This window comes from Bradyrhizobium sp. B025, assembly GCF_042257955.1.
GTDB lineage: Bacteria > Pseudomonadota > Alphaproteobacteria > Rhizobiales > Xanthobacteraceae > Bradyrhizobium > Bradyrhizobium diazoefficiens.
This window is the reverse complement of the sequence record NZ_CP170150.1, coordinates 4,267,341-4,284,488: the sequence shown is the minus strand read 5'-3', so window position 1 is coordinate 4,284,488 and position 17,148 is coordinate 4,267,341. Positions and strand designations below refer to the sequence as shown.

13 protein-coding genes and 1 tRNA gene are annotated in these 17,148 nt (G+C 65.3%); 1 reads left to right on the top strand and 13 read right to left on the bottom strand.

Annotated features, from left to right (window positions below):
* Positions 1–2: 2 nt before the first annotated feature.
* Positions 3–959: a lipoyl synthase gene (lipA, locus tag ACE10W_RS19765; protein ID WP_060912256.1), complete on the bottom strand. Its 957-nt coding sequence runs from the start codon at positions 957–959 to the stop codon at positions 3–5.
* Between the two features lie 130 nt (positions 960–1,089).
* On the opposite strand from lipA, the gene ACE10W_RS19760 reads away from it, so the two are divergent.
* The gene (locus tag ACE10W_RS19760) at positions 1,090–1,692 is read left to right on the top strand and encodes a DNA-3-methyladenine glycosylase (protein WP_271557541.1); all 603 of its coding nucleotides are present in this window, start codon (positions 1,090–1,092) and stop codon (positions 1,690–1,692) included.
* Positions 1,693–1,781: 89 nt separating this feature from the next.
* Here ACE10W_RS19760 and ACE10W_RS19755 read toward each other — a convergent pair whose 3' ends face one another.
* The 12 genes from ACE10W_RS19755 to ACE10W_RS19700 all read right to left on the bottom strand — a co-directional run bounded on the left by ACE10W_RS19755 (position 1,782) and on the right by ACE10W_RS19700 (position 17,008).
* Entirely contained in the window at positions 1,782–4,658 is a 2,877-nt protein-coding gene (locus ACE10W_RS19755; protein ID WP_271557540.1) for a valine--tRNA ligase, read from the bottom strand.
* Positions 4,659–4,799: 141 nt separating this feature from the next.
* Positions 4,800–5,573, bottom strand: a complete 774-nt coding sequence (locus ACE10W_RS19750; RefSeq protein WP_271557537.1) for a PopZ family protein — start codon at positions 5,571–5,573, stop codon at positions 4,800–4,802.
* Between the two features lie 306 nt (positions 5,574–5,879).
* Positions 5,880–7,271, bottom strand: a complete 1,392-nt coding sequence (locus ACE10W_RS19745) for a TolC family outer membrane protein (protein ID WP_271557927.1) — start codon at positions 7,269–7,271, stop codon at positions 5,880–5,882.
* Positions 7,272–7,477: 206 nt separating this feature from the next.
* Positions 7,478–8,140, bottom strand: a complete 663-nt coding sequence (locus ACE10W_RS19740) for a protein-L-isoaspartate O-methyltransferase (RefSeq protein WP_271557535.1) — start codon at positions 8,138–8,140, stop codon at positions 7,478–7,480.
* A gap of 138 nt (positions 8,141–8,278) precedes the next feature.
* A complete protein-coding gene (locus ACE10W_RS19735; protein ID WP_011087243.1) occupies positions 8,279–8,458 on the bottom strand; it encodes a hypothetical protein in 180 nt (59 codons plus the stop codon).
* A 217-nt stretch (positions 8,459–8,675) separates the two neighbouring features.
* A tRNA-Asn gene (locus tag ACE10W_RS19730) sits at positions 8,676–8,750 on the bottom strand.
* 136 nt (positions 8,751–8,886) lie between these two features.
* Positions 8,887–9,255 carry a hypothetical protein gene (locus ACE10W_RS19725; RefSeq protein WP_060912259.1) on the bottom strand — a complete coding sequence of 123 codons (369 nt, stop codon included), beginning with the start codon at positions 9,253–9,255 and terminating at the stop codon, positions 8,887–8,889.
* A gap of 211 nt (positions 9,256–9,466) precedes the next feature.
* Positions 9,467–11,161: a flotillin family protein gene (locus tag ACE10W_RS19720; protein WP_271557531.1), complete on the bottom strand. Its 1,695-nt coding sequence runs from the start codon at positions 11,159–11,161 to the stop codon at positions 9,467–9,469.
* A 28-nt stretch (positions 11,162–11,189) separates the two neighbouring features.
* Positions 11,190–11,849, bottom strand: coding sequence for an OB-fold-containig protein (locus tag ACE10W_RS19715; protein ID WP_011087241.1), 660 nt, complete (start codon positions 11,847–11,849; stop codon positions 11,190–11,192).
* Positions 11,850–11,859: 10 nt separating this feature from the next.
* Complete coding sequence (locus ACE10W_RS19710) at positions 11,860–13,023, bottom strand: PspA/IM30 family protein (RefSeq protein WP_271557529.1); 1,164 nt, start codon at positions 13,021–13,023, stop codon at positions 11,860–11,862.
* Positions 13,024–14,276: 1,253 nt separating this feature from the next.
* A complete protein-coding gene (locus ACE10W_RS19705; RefSeq protein WP_271557527.1) occupies positions 14,277–14,660 on the bottom strand; it encodes a RidA family protein in 384 nt (127 codons plus the stop codon).
* Between the two features lie 17 nt (positions 14,661–14,677).
* Positions 14,678–17,008: an acetamidase/formamidase family protein gene (locus tag ACE10W_RS19700; RefSeq protein ID WP_271557926.1), complete on the bottom strand. Its 2,331-nt coding sequence runs from the start codon at positions 17,006–17,008 to the stop codon at positions 14,678–14,680.
* Positions 17,009–17,148: the final 140 nt, after the last annotated feature.

Sequence of the window (17,148 nt, the reverse complement as noted above, 5' to 3'; positions counted from 1 at the left end):
CGTCAGCTGGCGTGAGCTGCCCGCGCAGCCTTCAGTCTCGCGAAATCCTCGCCGGCATGATGCGACGAGCGGGTGAGCGGACTCGCCGACACCATCAGGAAGCCCTTGGTGTAAGCGACCTTTTCATAGGACGAAAACTCGTCCGGCGGCACGTAGCGCATCACCGCGTGATGCTTACGGGTCGGCTGGAGATATTGCCCGATGGTCAGGAAGTCGACATCGGCCGAGCGCAGATCGTCCATCACCTGCTGCACCTCGTGGCGCTCTTCACCCAGGCCCACCATGATGCCGGACTTGGTGAAGATGGACGCATCGAGCTCCTTGACCCGCTGCAACAGCCGGATCGAATGGAAGTAGCGCGCGCCGGGGCGTACCGTGAGATAGCGCGACGGCACGGTCTCGAGATTGTGGTTGAAGACGTCGGGCCTCGCCGCGACGACGACCTCCAGCGCGCCTTCCTTGCGCAGGAAGTCAGGCGTCAGGATCTCGATCGTGGTCGAGGGGCATGCGGCGCGGATGGCGCGGATGGTCTGGGCGAAATGCTCGGCGCCGCCATCGGCGAGGTCGTCGCGGTCGACCGAGGTGATGACGACGTGGGCGAGGCCCAGCTTGGCCACAGCCTCGGCGACGTTCTGCGGCTCGGCCGCATCCAGCGCGTTGGGCAGGCCGGTCTTGACGTTGCAGAAGGCGCAGGCACGGGTGCAGGTGTCACCCATGATCATGAAGGTCGCGTGCTTCTTGTCCCAGCACTCGCCGATATTCGGGCAGCCCGCCTCCTCGCACACCGTGTGCAGGCCGTTCGCCCTCACGATGTTGCGGGTGTCGGCATAGCCGCGGGTGTTGGGCGCGCGCACGCGGATCCAGTCCGGCTTCGGCGGCGAAGCGGAATCGGGGCGATTCACCTTTTCGGGGTGGCGCGGGCGCAGCGGGTTCGAGATGGTATCGACAATAACGACCATGAGGTGTCCGGTCTGTTCAGGTCCTACCTAGTCGGTCTTGCCCGGCATCGCAACCCGGCTCGCACCGCTTCAGGGAACATGGCAGATATGGGCAATATCCTGCTCTGTTCTCAGACGATTCTCACCTCGAATGGCTCCAACCTCGAAGACTTCTCCCCCGCGGCTCGGCAAGCCCCTGAAGCGCGCCTTTTTTGGCCGCAGCGTCCGCGAGGTCGCCCACGACCTGATCGGCGCCACCATGCTGGTCGATGGCGTCGGCGGCCCCATCGTCGAGGTTGAGGCCTATCATCATACCGAGCCGGCGGCGCACTCCTACAACGGCCCGACGCCGCGGAACCATGTCATGTTCGGCCCGCCCGGCTTTGCCTATGTCTACCGCTCGTACGGCATCCACTGGTGCGTGAACTTCGTCTGCGAGGCGGAAGGCTCGGCCGCGGCGGTGCTGATCCGCGCGCTGGAGCCGACGCACGGCATCGCCGCAATGCGCCGCCGCCGTCATCTCCAGGACGTGCACGCGCTGTGCTCGGGCCCGGGCAAGCTGACGGAGGCGCTCGGCATCACCATCGCGCACAATGCCCTGCCGCTGGACCGGCCGCCGATCGCGCTGCATGCGCGGACGGAGGATTTGGAGGTGGCGACAGGCATCCGGATCGGCATCACCAAGGCTCTCGAGCTGCCCTGGCGCTATGGCGTCAAGGGCTCGAAGTTTCTGAGCAAGCCGTTTCCGAAGTAGTTGTCATTCCGGGGCGCGTCGAAGACGCGAGCCCGGAATCTCGAGATTCCGGGTTCGGCTCTTCGAGCCGCCCCGGAATGACAGCGAGGCTACGACGCCTGCTTCAGCCGCTCCAGCGCCTCCAGCAGCTTGGCCTTGCGGGCCAGCGCCGCCTCGCGCTTTTCGCGCTCCTCCTCGACGACCTCCTCGGCCGCGTTGGCGACGAATTTCTCGTTCGCCAGCTTGGACTCGGCGCGCTTGATGTCGGCGTCGGCCTTGCCGATCTCCTTGTCGAGACGGGTGCGTTCGGCGGCAACGTCGATCACGCCCTTGAGCGGCAGCGCGGCCACCTCGCCGCGCACCAGGAGCTGGACGGCGCCGTCAGGCGCGCGGTCGGCGAAGGAGATGTCCGACAGCCGCGCCATACGCTTGATGACGTCGCTCCAGCGCGGCGCGCGCTCCCTGGTCTCGGTCGACGCGCCGGCGAGCACCAGCGCGGTCAGCGTCGCCGGCGGGATGTTCATCTCGGCGCGCACCGAGCGGATCTGCGTGACGAGGTCGATCACCCAGCCGATCTCGGCTTCAGCCTTGGGATCGGTGAAGTCGGCATGGTCGAAGATCGGCACGATCAGGGCCGGCGAGATCAACGGATCGGTGGGACCTGCGGCTGCGGCGAACATCGCCAGTTGCTCCGGCGTCGGCTCGGCCGGCTTCAGCGGCCACGCGGCCAGCGCCAGCAGGCCGTCGCGCTTCGCCGTCACCTCCCACAGCTCTTCGGTGATGAAGGGCATGAAGGGGTGCAGCAGCTTCAGGATCTCGTCACGTGCCCAGGCGACCATGGCGCGGGTCTCGTCCTTGGCGGGGCTGTCCGGGCCAAGCAACACGGGCTTTGCGAGCTCGACATACCAGTCGCAATAGACGTTCCAGACGAAGCGGTAGATCGCGCCGGCGGCATCGTTGAAGCGATAGGCCTCGATCGCCTCGGTCACCTCGCGCGTGGTGTGTGCGCTCTCATGCGCGATCCAGCGATTCAGCGTCTCCTTCGCCTTCGCCGGCTCGAAGCCTTCGGGCACGGCGCAGTGGTTCATCTCGGCAAAGCGGGACGCATTCCAGAGCTTGGTCGCGAAATTGCGGTAGCCCTCGACGCGGCTGGTGGCGAGCTTGATGTCGCGTCCTTGCGCCGCCATCGCGGCCAGCGTGAAGCGCAGCGCGTCCGCACCGTATTCGTCGATCAGGTGGAGCGGATCGATGACGTTGCCCTTCGACTTCGACATCTTGGCGCCCTTCTCGTCGCGGACGAGGGCGTGGATGTAGATCGTCGAGAACGGCACTTCCTTCATGAAGTGCAGGCCCATCATCATCATGCGGGCGACCCAGAAGAAGATGATGTCGAAGCCGGTCACCAGCGCGTTGGTCGGGTAGTAGCGCTGCACCTCGGGTGCGTCTTCGGGCCAGCCCAGCGTCGAGAACGGCCACAGCGCCGAGGAGAACCAGGTATCGAGCACGTCCTCATCGCGAGTGATGAAGCCCTCGCGCTTGTTGCGGTCGAGCGCCATCTCGCGGCCTTGCTCGGCCGTGATGACCTCCTGCTCGACGTAGTAGCCGAGCGCGTGGCTGATCGCCTCCTCCTCGGTCTCGGCGACGAACACCTTGCCGTCCGGCCCGTACCAGGCCGGAATCTGGTGGCCCCACCAGAGCTGGCGCGAGATGCACCAGGGCTGGATGTTCTCCATCCACTCGAAATAGGTCTTTTCCCAGTTCTTCGGCACGAAGCTGGTTTCGCCCGAACGCACCGCCGCGATCGCGGGCTTTGCGAGTGTCTTGGCGTCGACATACCACTGGTCGGTCAGGTACGGCTCGATCACGCTGTTGGAGCGATCGCCGTGCGGCACCATGTGGGTGTGCGGCTCGATCCGCTCGACGAAGCCGAACGATTCCAGCCGCTCGACGATGCGCTTGCGCGCAACGAAGCGGTCAACCTTGTTGAACTCCTCGGCGAATTGCGCGGCGCCTTCCGGCAGGTCGCGCAGGTAGTCCTCGTTGTCGAGGAGATCGAGGCAACCTTCCTTGTCGAGCACGCTGATCCGGCGCAGGCCGTGGCGATTGCCGACCTCGAAGTCGTTGAAGTCGTGCGCCGGCGTCACCTTCACCGCGCCGGAGCCCTTCTCCGGATCGGAATAGTCGTCCGCGACGATCTCGATCTTGCGGCCGACCAGAGGCAGGATGACGTGCTTGCCGACCAGCTTCTGATAGCGCTCGTCATCGGGATGCACGGCGACGCCGGTGTCGCCGAGCATGGTCTCCGGGCGCGTCGTGGCGACGACGATGAAGCTCGAGGGATCCTCGGGGCTGAAGATCTTGCCCTCGATCGGATAGCGAAGATACCAGAGGCTGCCCTTGACCTCGGTCTGCTGCACTTCGAGATCGGAGATCGCGGTCAGGAGCTTGGTGTCCCAGTTCACCAGCCGCTTGTCCTTGTAGATCAGGCCGTCGCGGTGCAGCTCGACGAACACTTTGATGACGGCCTTGGACAGGCCCTCGTCCATGGTGAAGCGTTCGCGCGACCAGTCGCAGGACGCGCCGAGGCGCTTGAGCTGGTTGATGATGGTGTCGCCGCTCTCGGCCTTCCACTGCCAGACCCGCTCCAGGAACTTCTCGCGGCCCATCTCGCGGCGGCCAGGCTGCTGGCGCTCCATCAGCTGCCGCTCGACCACCATCTGGGTGGCGATGCCGGCATGGTCGGTGCCGGGCTGCCACAGCACGTCGCGGCCGCGCATGCGCTCGAACCGGCACAGGATGTCCTGGAGCGTGTTGTTGAGGGCGTGGCCCATATGCAGCGAGCCCGTCACGTTCGGTGGCGGGATCACGATGGTAAAGGGCACTGCGTCGCGGCGGTCGGGGCGGCCGGCCTTGAAGGCAAGGCTGTCCTCCCACACCACGGACATACGGGCTTCGATATCGGCGGGCTGGTAATTTTTCTCGATCATGGGGCTGCTAGAAAGCCGCGCGCGGGGGGCAAGTCAACGAAAAGGTCAACGGAGAGCCTGGCGGCAAAACGGCTTCCCGGCCCGGTCGAGAGGCCAAATGTGACGTACAAGCGGGGCTTTATGAGGGCTCCGCGGCCTGCGTTACCTGCCGCCGCGCGAGACCCGCTCGATTTCGGCCTTCACGATGCGTTCAACCAGGCCCGGCAGGTTGTCGTCGAGCCACGACTTCAGCATCGGGCGCAGCATCTCCTTGACCAGGTCCTCCAGCGTCCGCGCGTTGCTGCTGAGCACCGTATGAGCCAGCGAGTTGAAGGCGGATTCGACCGCCGAGACCGTCGATTGCGCCAGGATCGGCTGCTGCGGCGGCAGCGGCGGCGCATCGAAATCCACCGACGCGTAGGACGGCGGCGGCGACGGGCGTGGTGGGGGCGATTCGGCGAATTCGAGATCGTCGCGCGGCTCGACCTTGCGAAAGCTCGGCGGCGGCGGAGGCGGCGTCGGCTCCGGGTCCATCGCCATGTCGTCGGTCAATTCGAGCACGTCGGGCTCGGGCTCCGGCTCAGGTTCCGGAGCGCGGACCTCGGGCGCTGACGTGGCTGTGTCGAGCCCCGCCAGCAGCGCGTCGATATCGTCCTGGCTGTTTGGCCCGACATCCGCGGCAGGTGCAGGCGGCGGGGGCGGCGCCGGCTTTGCGGCCGGCGGCGGGGCGGGCTTCTCGGCAGCGGGCTTGGCGGGTGCGACCTTGGATGGCGGAATGTCGTTCATCGGCTTCGGCGGCGCTGCCGGCGCCGCGGCTTTCTCGGGCTTCGCGATGTCTGCCGGCGGCGGCTTGGCCTCGTCGTCGGCAATGATGCGCCGGATCGAGGCCAGAATCTCCTCCATCGAGGGTTCTGTGACCTTTGCAGGCTGCGTCATCTCCGACTCCACATCATCAACGCCCTCGCATGCGTTGTTTTACACCAAGCACGGCAGGATTGGCCGGTTCCGCAACGGACGCCCCGACATTTTCGTCGCGGCAGGCCGACTTGTCCCCAGATCACGGCTCAACGTGCGGCGGTGCGCCCCTGCCCTCGGCACTCAAGCTTTACGCACACGACATCAGGTGCGGGGGCGAATCGACCCGCATCTTCTTGGCAAGGCTATGTCAGGGATTTTGATGATTGCAAGCAAAGCACCGATCGGCCCCGGCTGTTTGCGAGGCCGACCGGACACTTATGGGAATCAGCGCCCGTCAGGCGTGCGCACGCCGGCCCAGCTGTCGCGGACCTGCTGGTAGTGAACGCTCGGATCGTAGACAGTTGTGTTGAGACCGAGCACCTGCGGCGCGAGACGGCCGACCGCGTTGAGCACCGAATAGGACGCCACCACGCGGTCATGCTGCGCAGTGACGAGCGCAACGCGTGCGTTCACCAGCGCCTGCTGCGCGTTGAGCACGTCGAGCGTGGTGCGCTGGCCGGCCTTGGCTTCCTCGCGCACGCCGTTCAGCGCGATTTCGGAGGCCGTGACCTGCGCCTGCGCGGACTGCACCTGCGCCTTGCCGGCTTCCAGCTGGCCCCAGGCCTGCACAATGTTGGCGCGGGTCTGATCGCGGGTGGTCTCAAGATTCAGGCGTTGCTGCGCCAGGTTCTCTTTCGATTGGCGGATGAGCGAATATTCAATGCCGCCCTGATAGATCGGCACGGAAGCCGTCGCGATGGCGGAAGCGGTCGTCGTTCGGAACACCGTCAGGGTCTGTTGGTACTGCTGGGTGATGCCCGCCTGAATCGTGACGGTCGGCAGCAGCGCGCCTTCGTTGATCTTGACCTGGAGATAGTTGACGTCGATGCCGTACATAGCAGCCGTGACGTTGGGGTTCTCGACCAAACCGAGATTGACCGCGGAGGCGATCGTCCCGGGAAGGAAGCGGTCGACCGGCGAGCCCGGGGCAAGGTTTGTCGGCTCGTTGCCGATGATCCGGCGGAAGTTCGCGCGCGTCGTCGTGAGATTCGATTCAGCGGTCAGGGCTTGCGTCCTGCCCGCAGCCAGTTGCGCTTCGGATTGTGCCACGTCGGTGCGGGTAACCTCGCCGACATTGAAGCGATCGCGCGTCTGCTTGAGCGTCTGTTCGAGCACGCGCACGTTGCTGCGCTGAACTTCGAGCGTTGCCGCATCACGCAGGTAGTCCATGTAGGCGCTGGCAGCCTGCAGCAGAACGGACTGCTCGAGCACGCGCAGCGCTTCGCGGGAGCCGGAGACCTGGGCTTCCGCGTTGCGCGTCTTGTTGGCGGTGATGTTGCCGTTATAGAGCGTCTGGGAGACGGTCAGGCTGGCGGCGTTGGGCTGAAGGGGGTTGGGTTCATGGATTCCCGGGCCCCTCTGCACCTGCTGGATGTCCTGATATTGATACCCGGTGCTCGCCGTCAGCGCGACCTTGGGACGATAGCCTGACAAGGCCTGCGGTACGTTTTCGTCAGTCGAGCGCACCTGGGCGCGCTGTGCGTTGAGCTGCGGATTGTTCTGATAGGCGCGCACCAAGGCGGCCTCGATCGTGTCCGCCAAGGCAGGCGTCGGCCCGGCAAGCGCCAGCACCAAGACCGAAACCGCAGCTCCGGTGAAGAGCTTCACCCCATGCATCCCAAAAATTCCGTTCATTCTAACGTCCGGCTCGTGCCCGCGAGCTGGGTTACCGTCTACCGAGTGGAGTCGTTGCCCCGTCGCAACATAGGACGCGGATTGGCGCGACGGAACTACCTCAAGGTAGTTCTCGGTGGAAACTCTTCACGTGCAGCATCCCGGCCACACTTCTGATTCAGAACGGGATTTTAACGGGCTTTGGAGCGTCAGAAGACGAAGGCGGCGGCCCGTTCCAGCCCTGGGAGGACCGGGGCGGCGGCATCGAACAGCGCCCGATGGCCGAATTCGCCGTGGGTATGGGTCACGATCACGGCCCGCGGCGGCCGGGATTCGGCAGATACCCCCACCAGACGCCCGCCTTCCCTAAGCTGCCCGAGCAGCCCTTCCGGCGTCACCTCGACAGCGCCATTGAGGATAATGACATCATACGGTGCGGCAGAGGGGTCACCCTCGGTGCAGGAAGCGGCCTTGCAAGTGACATTGGTAAGCCCGAGGGCGGCGAAGGCGTCCTTGGCTTTCGTAACCAGGGCCGAATCGCATTCCGTCGCGGTAACCCGACTCGCCAGCTTGGCGGCCAGTGCCGCGAGGTAGCCCGTGGCGCAGCCGACCACCAGCACGTTGTCACCCTCGCCGATCTCGGCGGCCTGGAGCAGCTTACCGGTCAGCTGCGGCTTGATCAGGAACCGCTTGCCGCCGCCCTCGCTCACATCGAGGTCGAGGTCGAGATAGGCCAAGGCCTGGCGGCTCGCCGGCACGAAGGCCTCGCGCGGAACCGTAAGCATGGCGTCGAGGACACGGCGATCAGTGACGTCGTTGGTGCGCACCTGGCCATCGACCATTTTGAGGCGCGCGGTCGAGAAACCGGACATTTGCGGACCCTGAAATGCGGACGATGCCGCGGACGAAAGTTGCCGGCATCTTTGGAACATGCCCGGCGAAAACGCAACATGGCCGTTGGCCTCCGCCGGCCAACGCCTCCGCAACTCGCCGCATCAGGGGGCGATGGACTATTCGATCGTCACCGCGAGGCGGCCGATCAGGGCGGCGACCTCGTCCAGCCGCGCCGAATCGGGCGTCTCGACCGCGCGCGCCAGGCAGGCGATGCATTCGTCGTCGCTGAGCTCGGGAATGTCGGCCGGCAGAATCGAGGGAGCCAGGTGGGCACGGTCGATCTGGATGTGGGGCATGGGAATCAGCTCCGTAAGAGTCCGGCCCTGCCAAGCTTGATTTGAATTAAGTCGATTTGGTGCCAAGCCGCACGGTGGCGAAGCAGCGGTCGGGACACGTTTGTTTGAACACGATTCTGCGTCGGATTCGGGCAAGCACCGTGCTGAGAGATGGCCCGAGCGACATCGCGCACCACATCAAGGCGCGACTGCAAGCTTCTGAGATTACGGCGGAATTTGGCTCCCCGGGCTGGATTCGAACCAGCGACCATCCGATTAACAGTCGGATGCTCTACCGCTGAGCTACCGAGGAAAAGGCGAACCGTTCGTTCGCGCGCGGCTGCGTATAACAAAGCCGGTTGCGCTTGCAAAGGACGAATTCGTCGTCTTCCGCAACGCGCCTGAGGAAGGGCCGGACGGCCCCTCCTCCGGCCATGTCGGGCGGAAAACTATTCGGCGACGAAGGACGTGGTCTTGGTGCCGGAGTCGTAGCGCAGCCGCAGCGCGGTGAACTTGCAGAGGTTGACGTTCTTCCAGAGCACCGACTCGTCGTAGTTCTGCCAGTCGACGCGGATGTTCCAGACACATCCCTCGTCGTCATCGTCGAACTCGACATAGGTGCTCGCCTGGTTCTGCAAAACCTTGTCGAGCTCGTTGTCCCATTCGTCCAGGCCATCGTCCGGCGCGTTGAAGCCCAGGAATTTGATGGCATAGCCGGTCTCGTTGACGACGGTGACGTTGCGGGCGTCCGCCGCGAACGACGGTGTGGCGGCGATCGAAAGACCGATCGCGACCAGTGCAGCCAGAAAATACTTCATGTGAAATTCCCCCGATCGAAACAGGCTTTAAGCGCCTGACGTCGATCGGCGCAGGCGCCGCGGCAACCAATGGCGTTGCCTCCAACGGTTCGTCCGGAGCGTGATCGAAAGGTTCAACACGCCTCGATCAGCACTCCGGAGCCGTGCGCGACGCGAGGCGCGCACGGGGATTTCTTATCGATTCGAATTCTCAGCAGCAATGAACGGGCGTTCATAGATCGGCGGCGTTCGTTTTCTCCGGCGCGTGCGCCGGCACAGCGGCACCGTTGCTCTTGCCCGTCACGGCGCCGACCAGCGCCTGCACGGGATCATCGCCCGGCGCAAAGCCGCTCTGGCGCAGGATCTCGTCGATCATCGGACGCAGCGCGTGCACCTTGAGCAGCTCGCCCGCGAGCCCTTCGCCGAAGCCGACATTGCCTCCGCCGGCGCCGTTGCCGCCGAATGCGCCGCCGGTGTGCAGGATGCGGACGTCCTTCAGGTTGGCGATCGGCTTGACCATCTCGGCGAGGGCCGACGGCATGATCTCGATCCGCTTCTTGGCGATCTCGAAGTCGATGACGTTGCTGCCGAGCTTGTTCTGCGCCTCGTTCTTCATGGTGATGACGGCAGCTTCCGCCTCGCCGATGTTCCGGACGCCGACCGCCTTGATCTTGTTGGACTCGGCCTCCGCCATCGCCAGCGTCTTGGTGGCCTCGGCGCGATCGAGCGCGGCTCTCTTCTCGGCTTCGGCCGCCACGATCACCTCGGTCGACTTGCGCTCGGCCTCGGTGCGCGCGGCAAGCACCTGGGTGAGACGGGCACGATCGGCGACCTCGACGGCACGCGCGGTCACGACCTTTTCCTCCGCGGAGACGGCGATCGCCTCGGCCGTCTTGGCCTCGGCGACGGCTTCCGAGGTCTGCTTGCTCTTGGCCGCGATCTGGATCTCGTTCTCCTGGGTCGCGATCTGGATCTCGCGCTGCGCGTCGGTCTTGCGCTTGTTGATCGCCAGATCCGACTCGATCACGGCGGTCTCCTTGACCTGCTTGGCGCCGGCCTCCTTCTCGGCGACCGCCCGGTCGGTGTCGATGCGGGCGTTCTCCTCGGTCAGGCGCGCGGTCTGCGTCGCCGTCGCGACTTCCGCACGGGTGCTCGCGGTCTTGTTGGCGATGTCGCGCTCCTGGGAGAGCTCGGCTTCCTTCTTGGTGCGTTCGATGGTCAGCGTCTGCTGGCGCGCCTCGAGGTCCTTCTGGGCGATCGCCACCTCGTTGTCTCGCACGATGGCGTTGCGGTCGCGCCGGCGGGTTTCGGTGATGGTCTTGAGCTGGGTGAGACCTTCGGCGTCGAAGAAATTTTCAGGGTTGAAGAACTTCACATCCGTCTGGTCGAGCTTGGTCAGCGACACCGATTCAAGCTCGAGACCGTTCGATTTTACGTCCGACTCCACGGTCGCCTGCACGTGTTTGACGAAATCGCTGCGCTTTTCCTGCAGTTCGAGGATGGACATGGTGGCCGCCACCGAACGCAGGCCGTCGACGAATTTTGCCTCGACCTGGTTACGCAGGGCTTCGGCGTCATTGGTCAGCGCGCCCAGCGTCTGGCTGGCGAGCGCAATACTCTCGTCGTCGGGACGGACGCGCACGTAGAACTCGGCCACGATGTCGACGCGCAGGCGGTCCTTGGTGATCAGGGATTCCCGCTCCTTGCGCTCGACGGTGAGCCGCAACGTCTTCAGATTGACGCTGGCATAGGAGTGGAAGATCGGCAGGATCATCGCGCCGCCGTCGAGCACGACCTTCTTGCCGCCGAGGCCGGTGCGCACGAAGGCCTCGTCGCGCGTGGCGCGCTTGTAGAGGATGGTGAAGACGATCCCCAGGACGACGATCAGCGCGACGCCGATCATGGCCGGGACTGCGATGTCGAACATGACTTTCTCCGCTAATGAGCTTGGCTGGCTAAGTGCTTAGAGTCGGCTTGGACGGCTTGAGTTCATCGTCGGCCTTGACCGCGACGAAGCGGGTGCCGGCGCGATCCACAAGCAGGACCATGGTTCCCTGCTCCAGTGGTCCAGATGCGGGCGCTGCGACCGCCCAGACGAAGTGCCTGTTGCCGTGGACGTCGGCGACGCTGACACGGCCCGGCGGCCCCTGGTCGAGCGGACCGATGACGACCTCGCCGACGCGGCCGACGAGGTCGCCGAGACCGACGACATAGCTTTCGTCCTTGGGAATGACCCGCGCGATGCCGCGGCTGGCGGCGCGGACCAGCGGAACCGAGACGGCGACGGCCCCGATCGAGGCGACCGTCGCCGGCATGGGACCGGCGACCATCCGCGCGACGTCCTGGATCAGGAAGCCGGTGATCGAGAACGCGCCGAGCGCCAGCAGCAGGAAGATCAGCAGCGGCACGCCACCGACATTGATCCAGGAAATGGCGTTGAGCACGCCGTTGTCGCTGGGGTGACTGAAATCGATGCTGGTGCCGAGCATCTCGCTCAACGAGGCCCCGACCAGCATCGTGACGACCTCGAGCGAGCCGACGATGACGATCATGGCCGCCGCGATCGCGAACGGCCTGACCTCGGGCGCCATGACGTGTTCGAGCAGTGCGCTCATGACACATTACTCAGGAGCGCGACTTCAACCGCGCCAGCCTCGCTGCAATCTCCTTGTCGCGATGCAACGTGCTGAGCTCGTCGATGTCGCTTGAAAACGGGATGGCAGCCGGCACGCCGGTGGCGCGCGCCACCGCCCTGCCCGCACGCAGCGCCTTCGCCGCAGCCGAGGCACCACCGGGCTTCCGGGGCGACGTCGCGGCCTGGTGGCTTGCGTGGGCCTCGCTCTTTTCGAGATCCGCGCGACGCTGCTCGGCATCCTGCAAGGCCGACAGCACGGCGCGCAGCGACGTCACGCACTGTTCGATCTTCTCGTTGTTCTCGTCGATGGCGCGGGAGAGCACCTCGAACTGCGCCTCGAGATCCATCTGGCGCGCGATGCCGGCGCGCGCGAGATCATCACGCCCGTCCGCGATCACGCCCTCGATCTTGGCCGTGAGATCGGTCATCTCGCGCTCGATCTCGGTGCGCCGCGCGTTGAGGCGGTATTCCTCGGCGCGCGCCGCCGCGAGCGCGTCGCGGGCCTCAGCTTCGGCGCGCTCGATCTCGCGGATGGCCTGGCCGACCACTTTCAGCTTGTTCTTGCCTTCCGCCTGCTCGATCGCGTCATAGGCGATCCCGGCGATCAGGCGCCCGACCCGGGACAGGAAATTGTCGGGGGCGGCAGCGATGGTATCCATGGCATTCTCCTCCTCTGGCAGACTGTTCGGCGTGACGCCGTAGTGAACTTCAAAGCCGTCGTCGGTGCGGATCAGGTGTGCGGGCGCGCTCTGCCCCCAGCCCTCGGCATAACCGGCGTAGTCGAAGGGCACGCTGAAGCGCCCTTGCACGGTCGCAATCGAAATGGTGGCGGGCCCCTTGATCTTGGCGAGCTTGTCGTCGAGCGGCAGGCGGCGCCCTTGCGCGGCGCGATAGTCGGCGCGGTCGCGCAGACCCAGCGTCACCAGCCGCGACGGCAGTGCGGTTGCTTTCCGGATCGGCTCATAGGCATGGGCGTGGAGCAGGACCACGTTGGAACCCACGTTATGGGTCCGCGCAACCTCGTCCAGGATCTCCATCATGCGGTCATAGGCCTGGAATGTCGCCTCCATGGCGGCCTTGGCGGCCGGGTCAGGGGCAAGCCTGTAACGCAGCGCGGACGGCGCGTTTCGGGGCGACTGGCTCATGGAAAGCACTAAAGCACCATTTTGGTGCTTTACAAGGGGGAAGGCCGATCACGTTCCACTGATCCTTATGCACTCTATGAGTTGGTCGCTGACGGGCTTTGGCGCGTTCAAGGCTGGCGATCACCCCTAGATCACAGCCGATCAAGACTTCTTGCACGCGCGGGTTGCAATTTGAGGCGAAATGGAGGGAGCGTTCGGCAACGGTGCTTGGTGCTTGCTGCTCGCTCTCGTGTCCCGGACGCGCTGCAACGTGAAACGTTGCGGCGCAAAGCCGGGACCCAGGAAGCCGCACCGTACGCTGTGGCATGGGCCCCGGCTCTGCAGCGCGTCACTTCGTGCTGCGCAGCGTCCGGGGCACGAGAGCAGAATTGGGGCTCGACTCTCTTAGCGTCGTCATTGCGAGCGCAGCGAAGCAGAATCTTTCCGCGGCGGCAGTCCGGATTGCTTCGCTGCGCTCGCAATGACGGAGTATTCGTAGGATGGGTAGAGCGAAGCGAAACCCATCAAAGCTTTTTCTGCGCGCGCCGAAGCATGATGGGTTTCGCAAGTGCTGTACCCATCCTACGACCTTGCAGACACACCTTCGTATCCTCGCGGCTCATCTCGCCCGAGCTTTTGCCTCATCTCGTCACCCTCCTCTCAAAGGGCGCAGGGAAGACCGGGTGCCGACTGGCACCCGAGGTCCACTGTGCGAAAGGTGGCTACGAAAATCTGCACAGCGGCATACAGGTGAAGCCATAGCAACCGGCCTTCCCTGCGCAGTGGTTTGACGGCTTATGCCGCGTTCTCCCCGGGGAGCGATGCACTATTGCCCCCGTCGCCTTGCGGATCGCTGATGTGCGCGCCCGGTCGGGCCGCCGCATCACCGCAAGACTTGGCGCACAGACCCCGGGCGCCAGGACGACACGGTTTTGCCGTACGCAGATCACACCGGTCGTGTGCGCGACGGCCTTCGCTCACGGTTGCCCGCCCTGCGATGCCCTCGCGCCGATGTGACTAACGTCCACCGCAGCTCACCCCGCGTGTCGTGACGATCGCGATACGCCCCTCTGACCGGGATGAGGTGGCGCACGAATACGCCAAAGCCGAATTTCGGTAAAGTGGAATCTTTTCGCCTGAGCGGATTGTGGGGTCGCAGGGTGGGTTAGCGCAGCGTAACCCACCACTGTCTATCTCCGCAGAAGCAGAAGTGGTGGGTTACGCCAGCCGACCAGCGCTTCGCGCAGCCGCTCGGCTAACCCACCCTACAAAGCACACATGCCTCACGGCCGCCGGCACACCAGGTCGATCTCGATCAGCGCGTCAAAGGCAAGCCCGGTGACGCCGACGCAGGTGCGGGCCGGCAGCCGGTCGGGCGCGAAGTAGGTGCGGTAGGTCTCGTTCATCGCGGCGTAGTCTTCCTTGAAACGCGTGAGGTAGATCCGCGTCATCACGACGTGCTCGAGGCCGAGATCGATGCCGGCCAAAACCACTTTCAGGTTCTCCATCACTGCTCGCGTCTGCGCCACGATGCCGTCGGGCAGCACGCCCGGCGACTGCGGCGTGTCCGGCATCTGGCCGGTGACGAAGACAAAGCCGTCGGTCTCGACGGCGTGGCTGAAGGGCGCGACCGGCTTCGGTCCGCCGCTGATCATGTGGAATTTCACTTGGGATATCCTTGGGGTTAGGAGGCGTTCTCGAACAGGCGCTTGCTGAGGATGGCGTGCACGCCCCAATTGCCATCGACGACTTGCGTGACGCCGAAATCGACGGCGGCCGACATCAGCGCGATCGCCTCGTCCTCGCTGAGGCCCTTCACGTTCATCAGGAAGCGCCGCATCTTGCGGAAGGCATCCTTCATGGCAAGGTCGAGCGAGGATTTAGCGTAAACCTCGCTCTGCCCCTGCGCGCCGAACTCGGCGAGATAGTTGGGATGGCTGAAGCCGGTCAACACCCAGTCGGTCGCGGTCTCGATCAGGGGATAGGAGAGATCGGCGAAAGGCTGGCCGGCAAGGTCGGCCTTCTTGTGCAGGATCACCTCGAAGGTGCCGGTCATCGAGCACTCGATCGCGGTGCCGCTGAGTTCGCCGTCGCCCTGGGCTGCGTGGGGATCGCCGACCGACAGCAGCGCGCCGGGGACGGAGACCGGAAGATAGACGGCCGCCCCCTTCCCCAGCCGCCAATTGTCGAGATTGCCGCCGAAATAGGACGGCGGCACGGAGTCGACGAAATCGACCTCGCGCGGCGCCACCGCGATCACGCCGAAATGCGGCCGCAAGGGAATGCGGATTCCGTCGAGCACGGCGTGGCGGCGCTTGATCGTGGCGGGCATGACGGGAACGCCGGGATAGTCGTAGGTCGCGTGCACCACGCCGAACGGATCGGTCTGTGGCTCCCAGCGGTAGGAATACAGCGCGCGGGCGTGCGGCGCGACGGTGTCGTCAAATATCTCGTAGATCGTCACGGCTTCGCGCGGCTTCGGACCGCCGAGAAACTCGTTGTAGTGATAGCCCCACCACGCCGCGACCGAGGAGCCGAACACGCGGCCGGCATGGATCGGATTGCGGCTTGCGCGCGGCACGATGTCGAGGATGCGCACTTCCAGAACGTCGCCGGGCTGGGCGTCCTTCACCGCGACGGGCCCAGTGCAGATGTGCACGCCAAACCCCTCGCCGGCGCCGCGGCCGAACACGCTGGCATCCATCGGCCCTGCCCCGCGGCGATCGACGTTCTTTCGATCGCGCGTCCATCCGAACACGCTCTCGGCGCCGGCATCGCCCGCGATCATCATGTCGGGTGCGTCGGAGGCGTGTTGGGTCAGCGTCTCGATGGTGATGGTGTCACCCGAAGCGATCTCGATCTGTGGCTGCAATGAGCGGCTGAAATAGCCCCAATGGACGCGGCTGGCCCCGACCGGGAGATGGTGATGCCTGCGCTCCGTTGTCGTGCGCTCCTCGGCGCCGGCACACGCGACGCTGCTGCGTGCCTCCACGCTTGGATGCACCCGGAGCTGCGCCAGCGCCTCCTGCGGCCAGCCACGCTGACCGGCGACGCCGTGCTGCGAGGTCGCCCGCTCCGCCTCCTGCTGGCGGAACTCGCGCGGCGGCAGGCCGAAGCGATGGCGGAAGGCGCGGCTGAAATGCGCGGAATCGCCAAAGCCATAGGCGTAGGCGATCTCCGAGATCGAGCGATGCGCCTCCGCCGGATTGGACAGGTCGGCCCAGGCGCGCTGGAGCCGGCGTTCGCGGACGTAGTGGGTGAAATTATCGCCGACCGTCTCGAACAGCTTTTGCAAGTAGCGCTCGGAAATCCCCTCGGCCTCTGCGACGCGCGCGGGCACCAGCTCGGGATCGTCGAGCCGGCGCTCGATGGTCTGGCAGATCCGGTGCAGGAGCGCCGCCTGTGTCGCGCTCGATCCGGCGTCGGACGTCGAGGCCGCCAGTTGATGCGCGAGCGTCAGGAGGAGATCGACGAGGCTCTGCGCGACCGCATTCCATTCGGCATCGCTCAAGCTGTCGAGCGTGCGCGCGGTCGCGTCGAGCAGGCGCGCGAACACATCGGCAAAGCCGCCGGGCGGCACGACGCGGGGCTCGCCGAGCCGCGGCTTGCCCGAGAACCGCCCGTGCAGCGCTTCGGAGGTCACCGACAGCACGATCGCGCGCATGTCGCGCTGGAACACGATGCTCCAGTCGCCGCTGCGCGGCAGCAGCACGAGATGTCCGACGGGAACGATGCGGTGGCCGCCGGCGCTCTTCAGCACCATGCCGTCCTCGACCGGCATCAGTGCGATCGGAATATCTTCGTTGAATTGCGAGAGTGGACCGATGGTCTGCGCGCCCGCGGCCATGCGCGTCAGCGCGACGCCCGCAGTATGGCGATGCGATGCGGTTGCATGTCCGTCAAGGAAGGAATGGCCGGTCGCCGGTTGCAGGCCGACGGCAGCCAGCACGTCCCGCCAGGCTTCGGGGCGGTCGTCTTGCGCGTAGGACTCGCTCGTGAACGGCCGGAAGCTCATCGGATCAACCCAGATTGCAGTTGATCGAAGCAACCTCTGTGCCAGACGCACGCGATCCTCCGTCGCAGCGACGGGCCGCAAATGGGGCTCGTTGGTCATCCTCTCATTCCGAAAACAGGCTAACCTTCAACGGGTTAGAG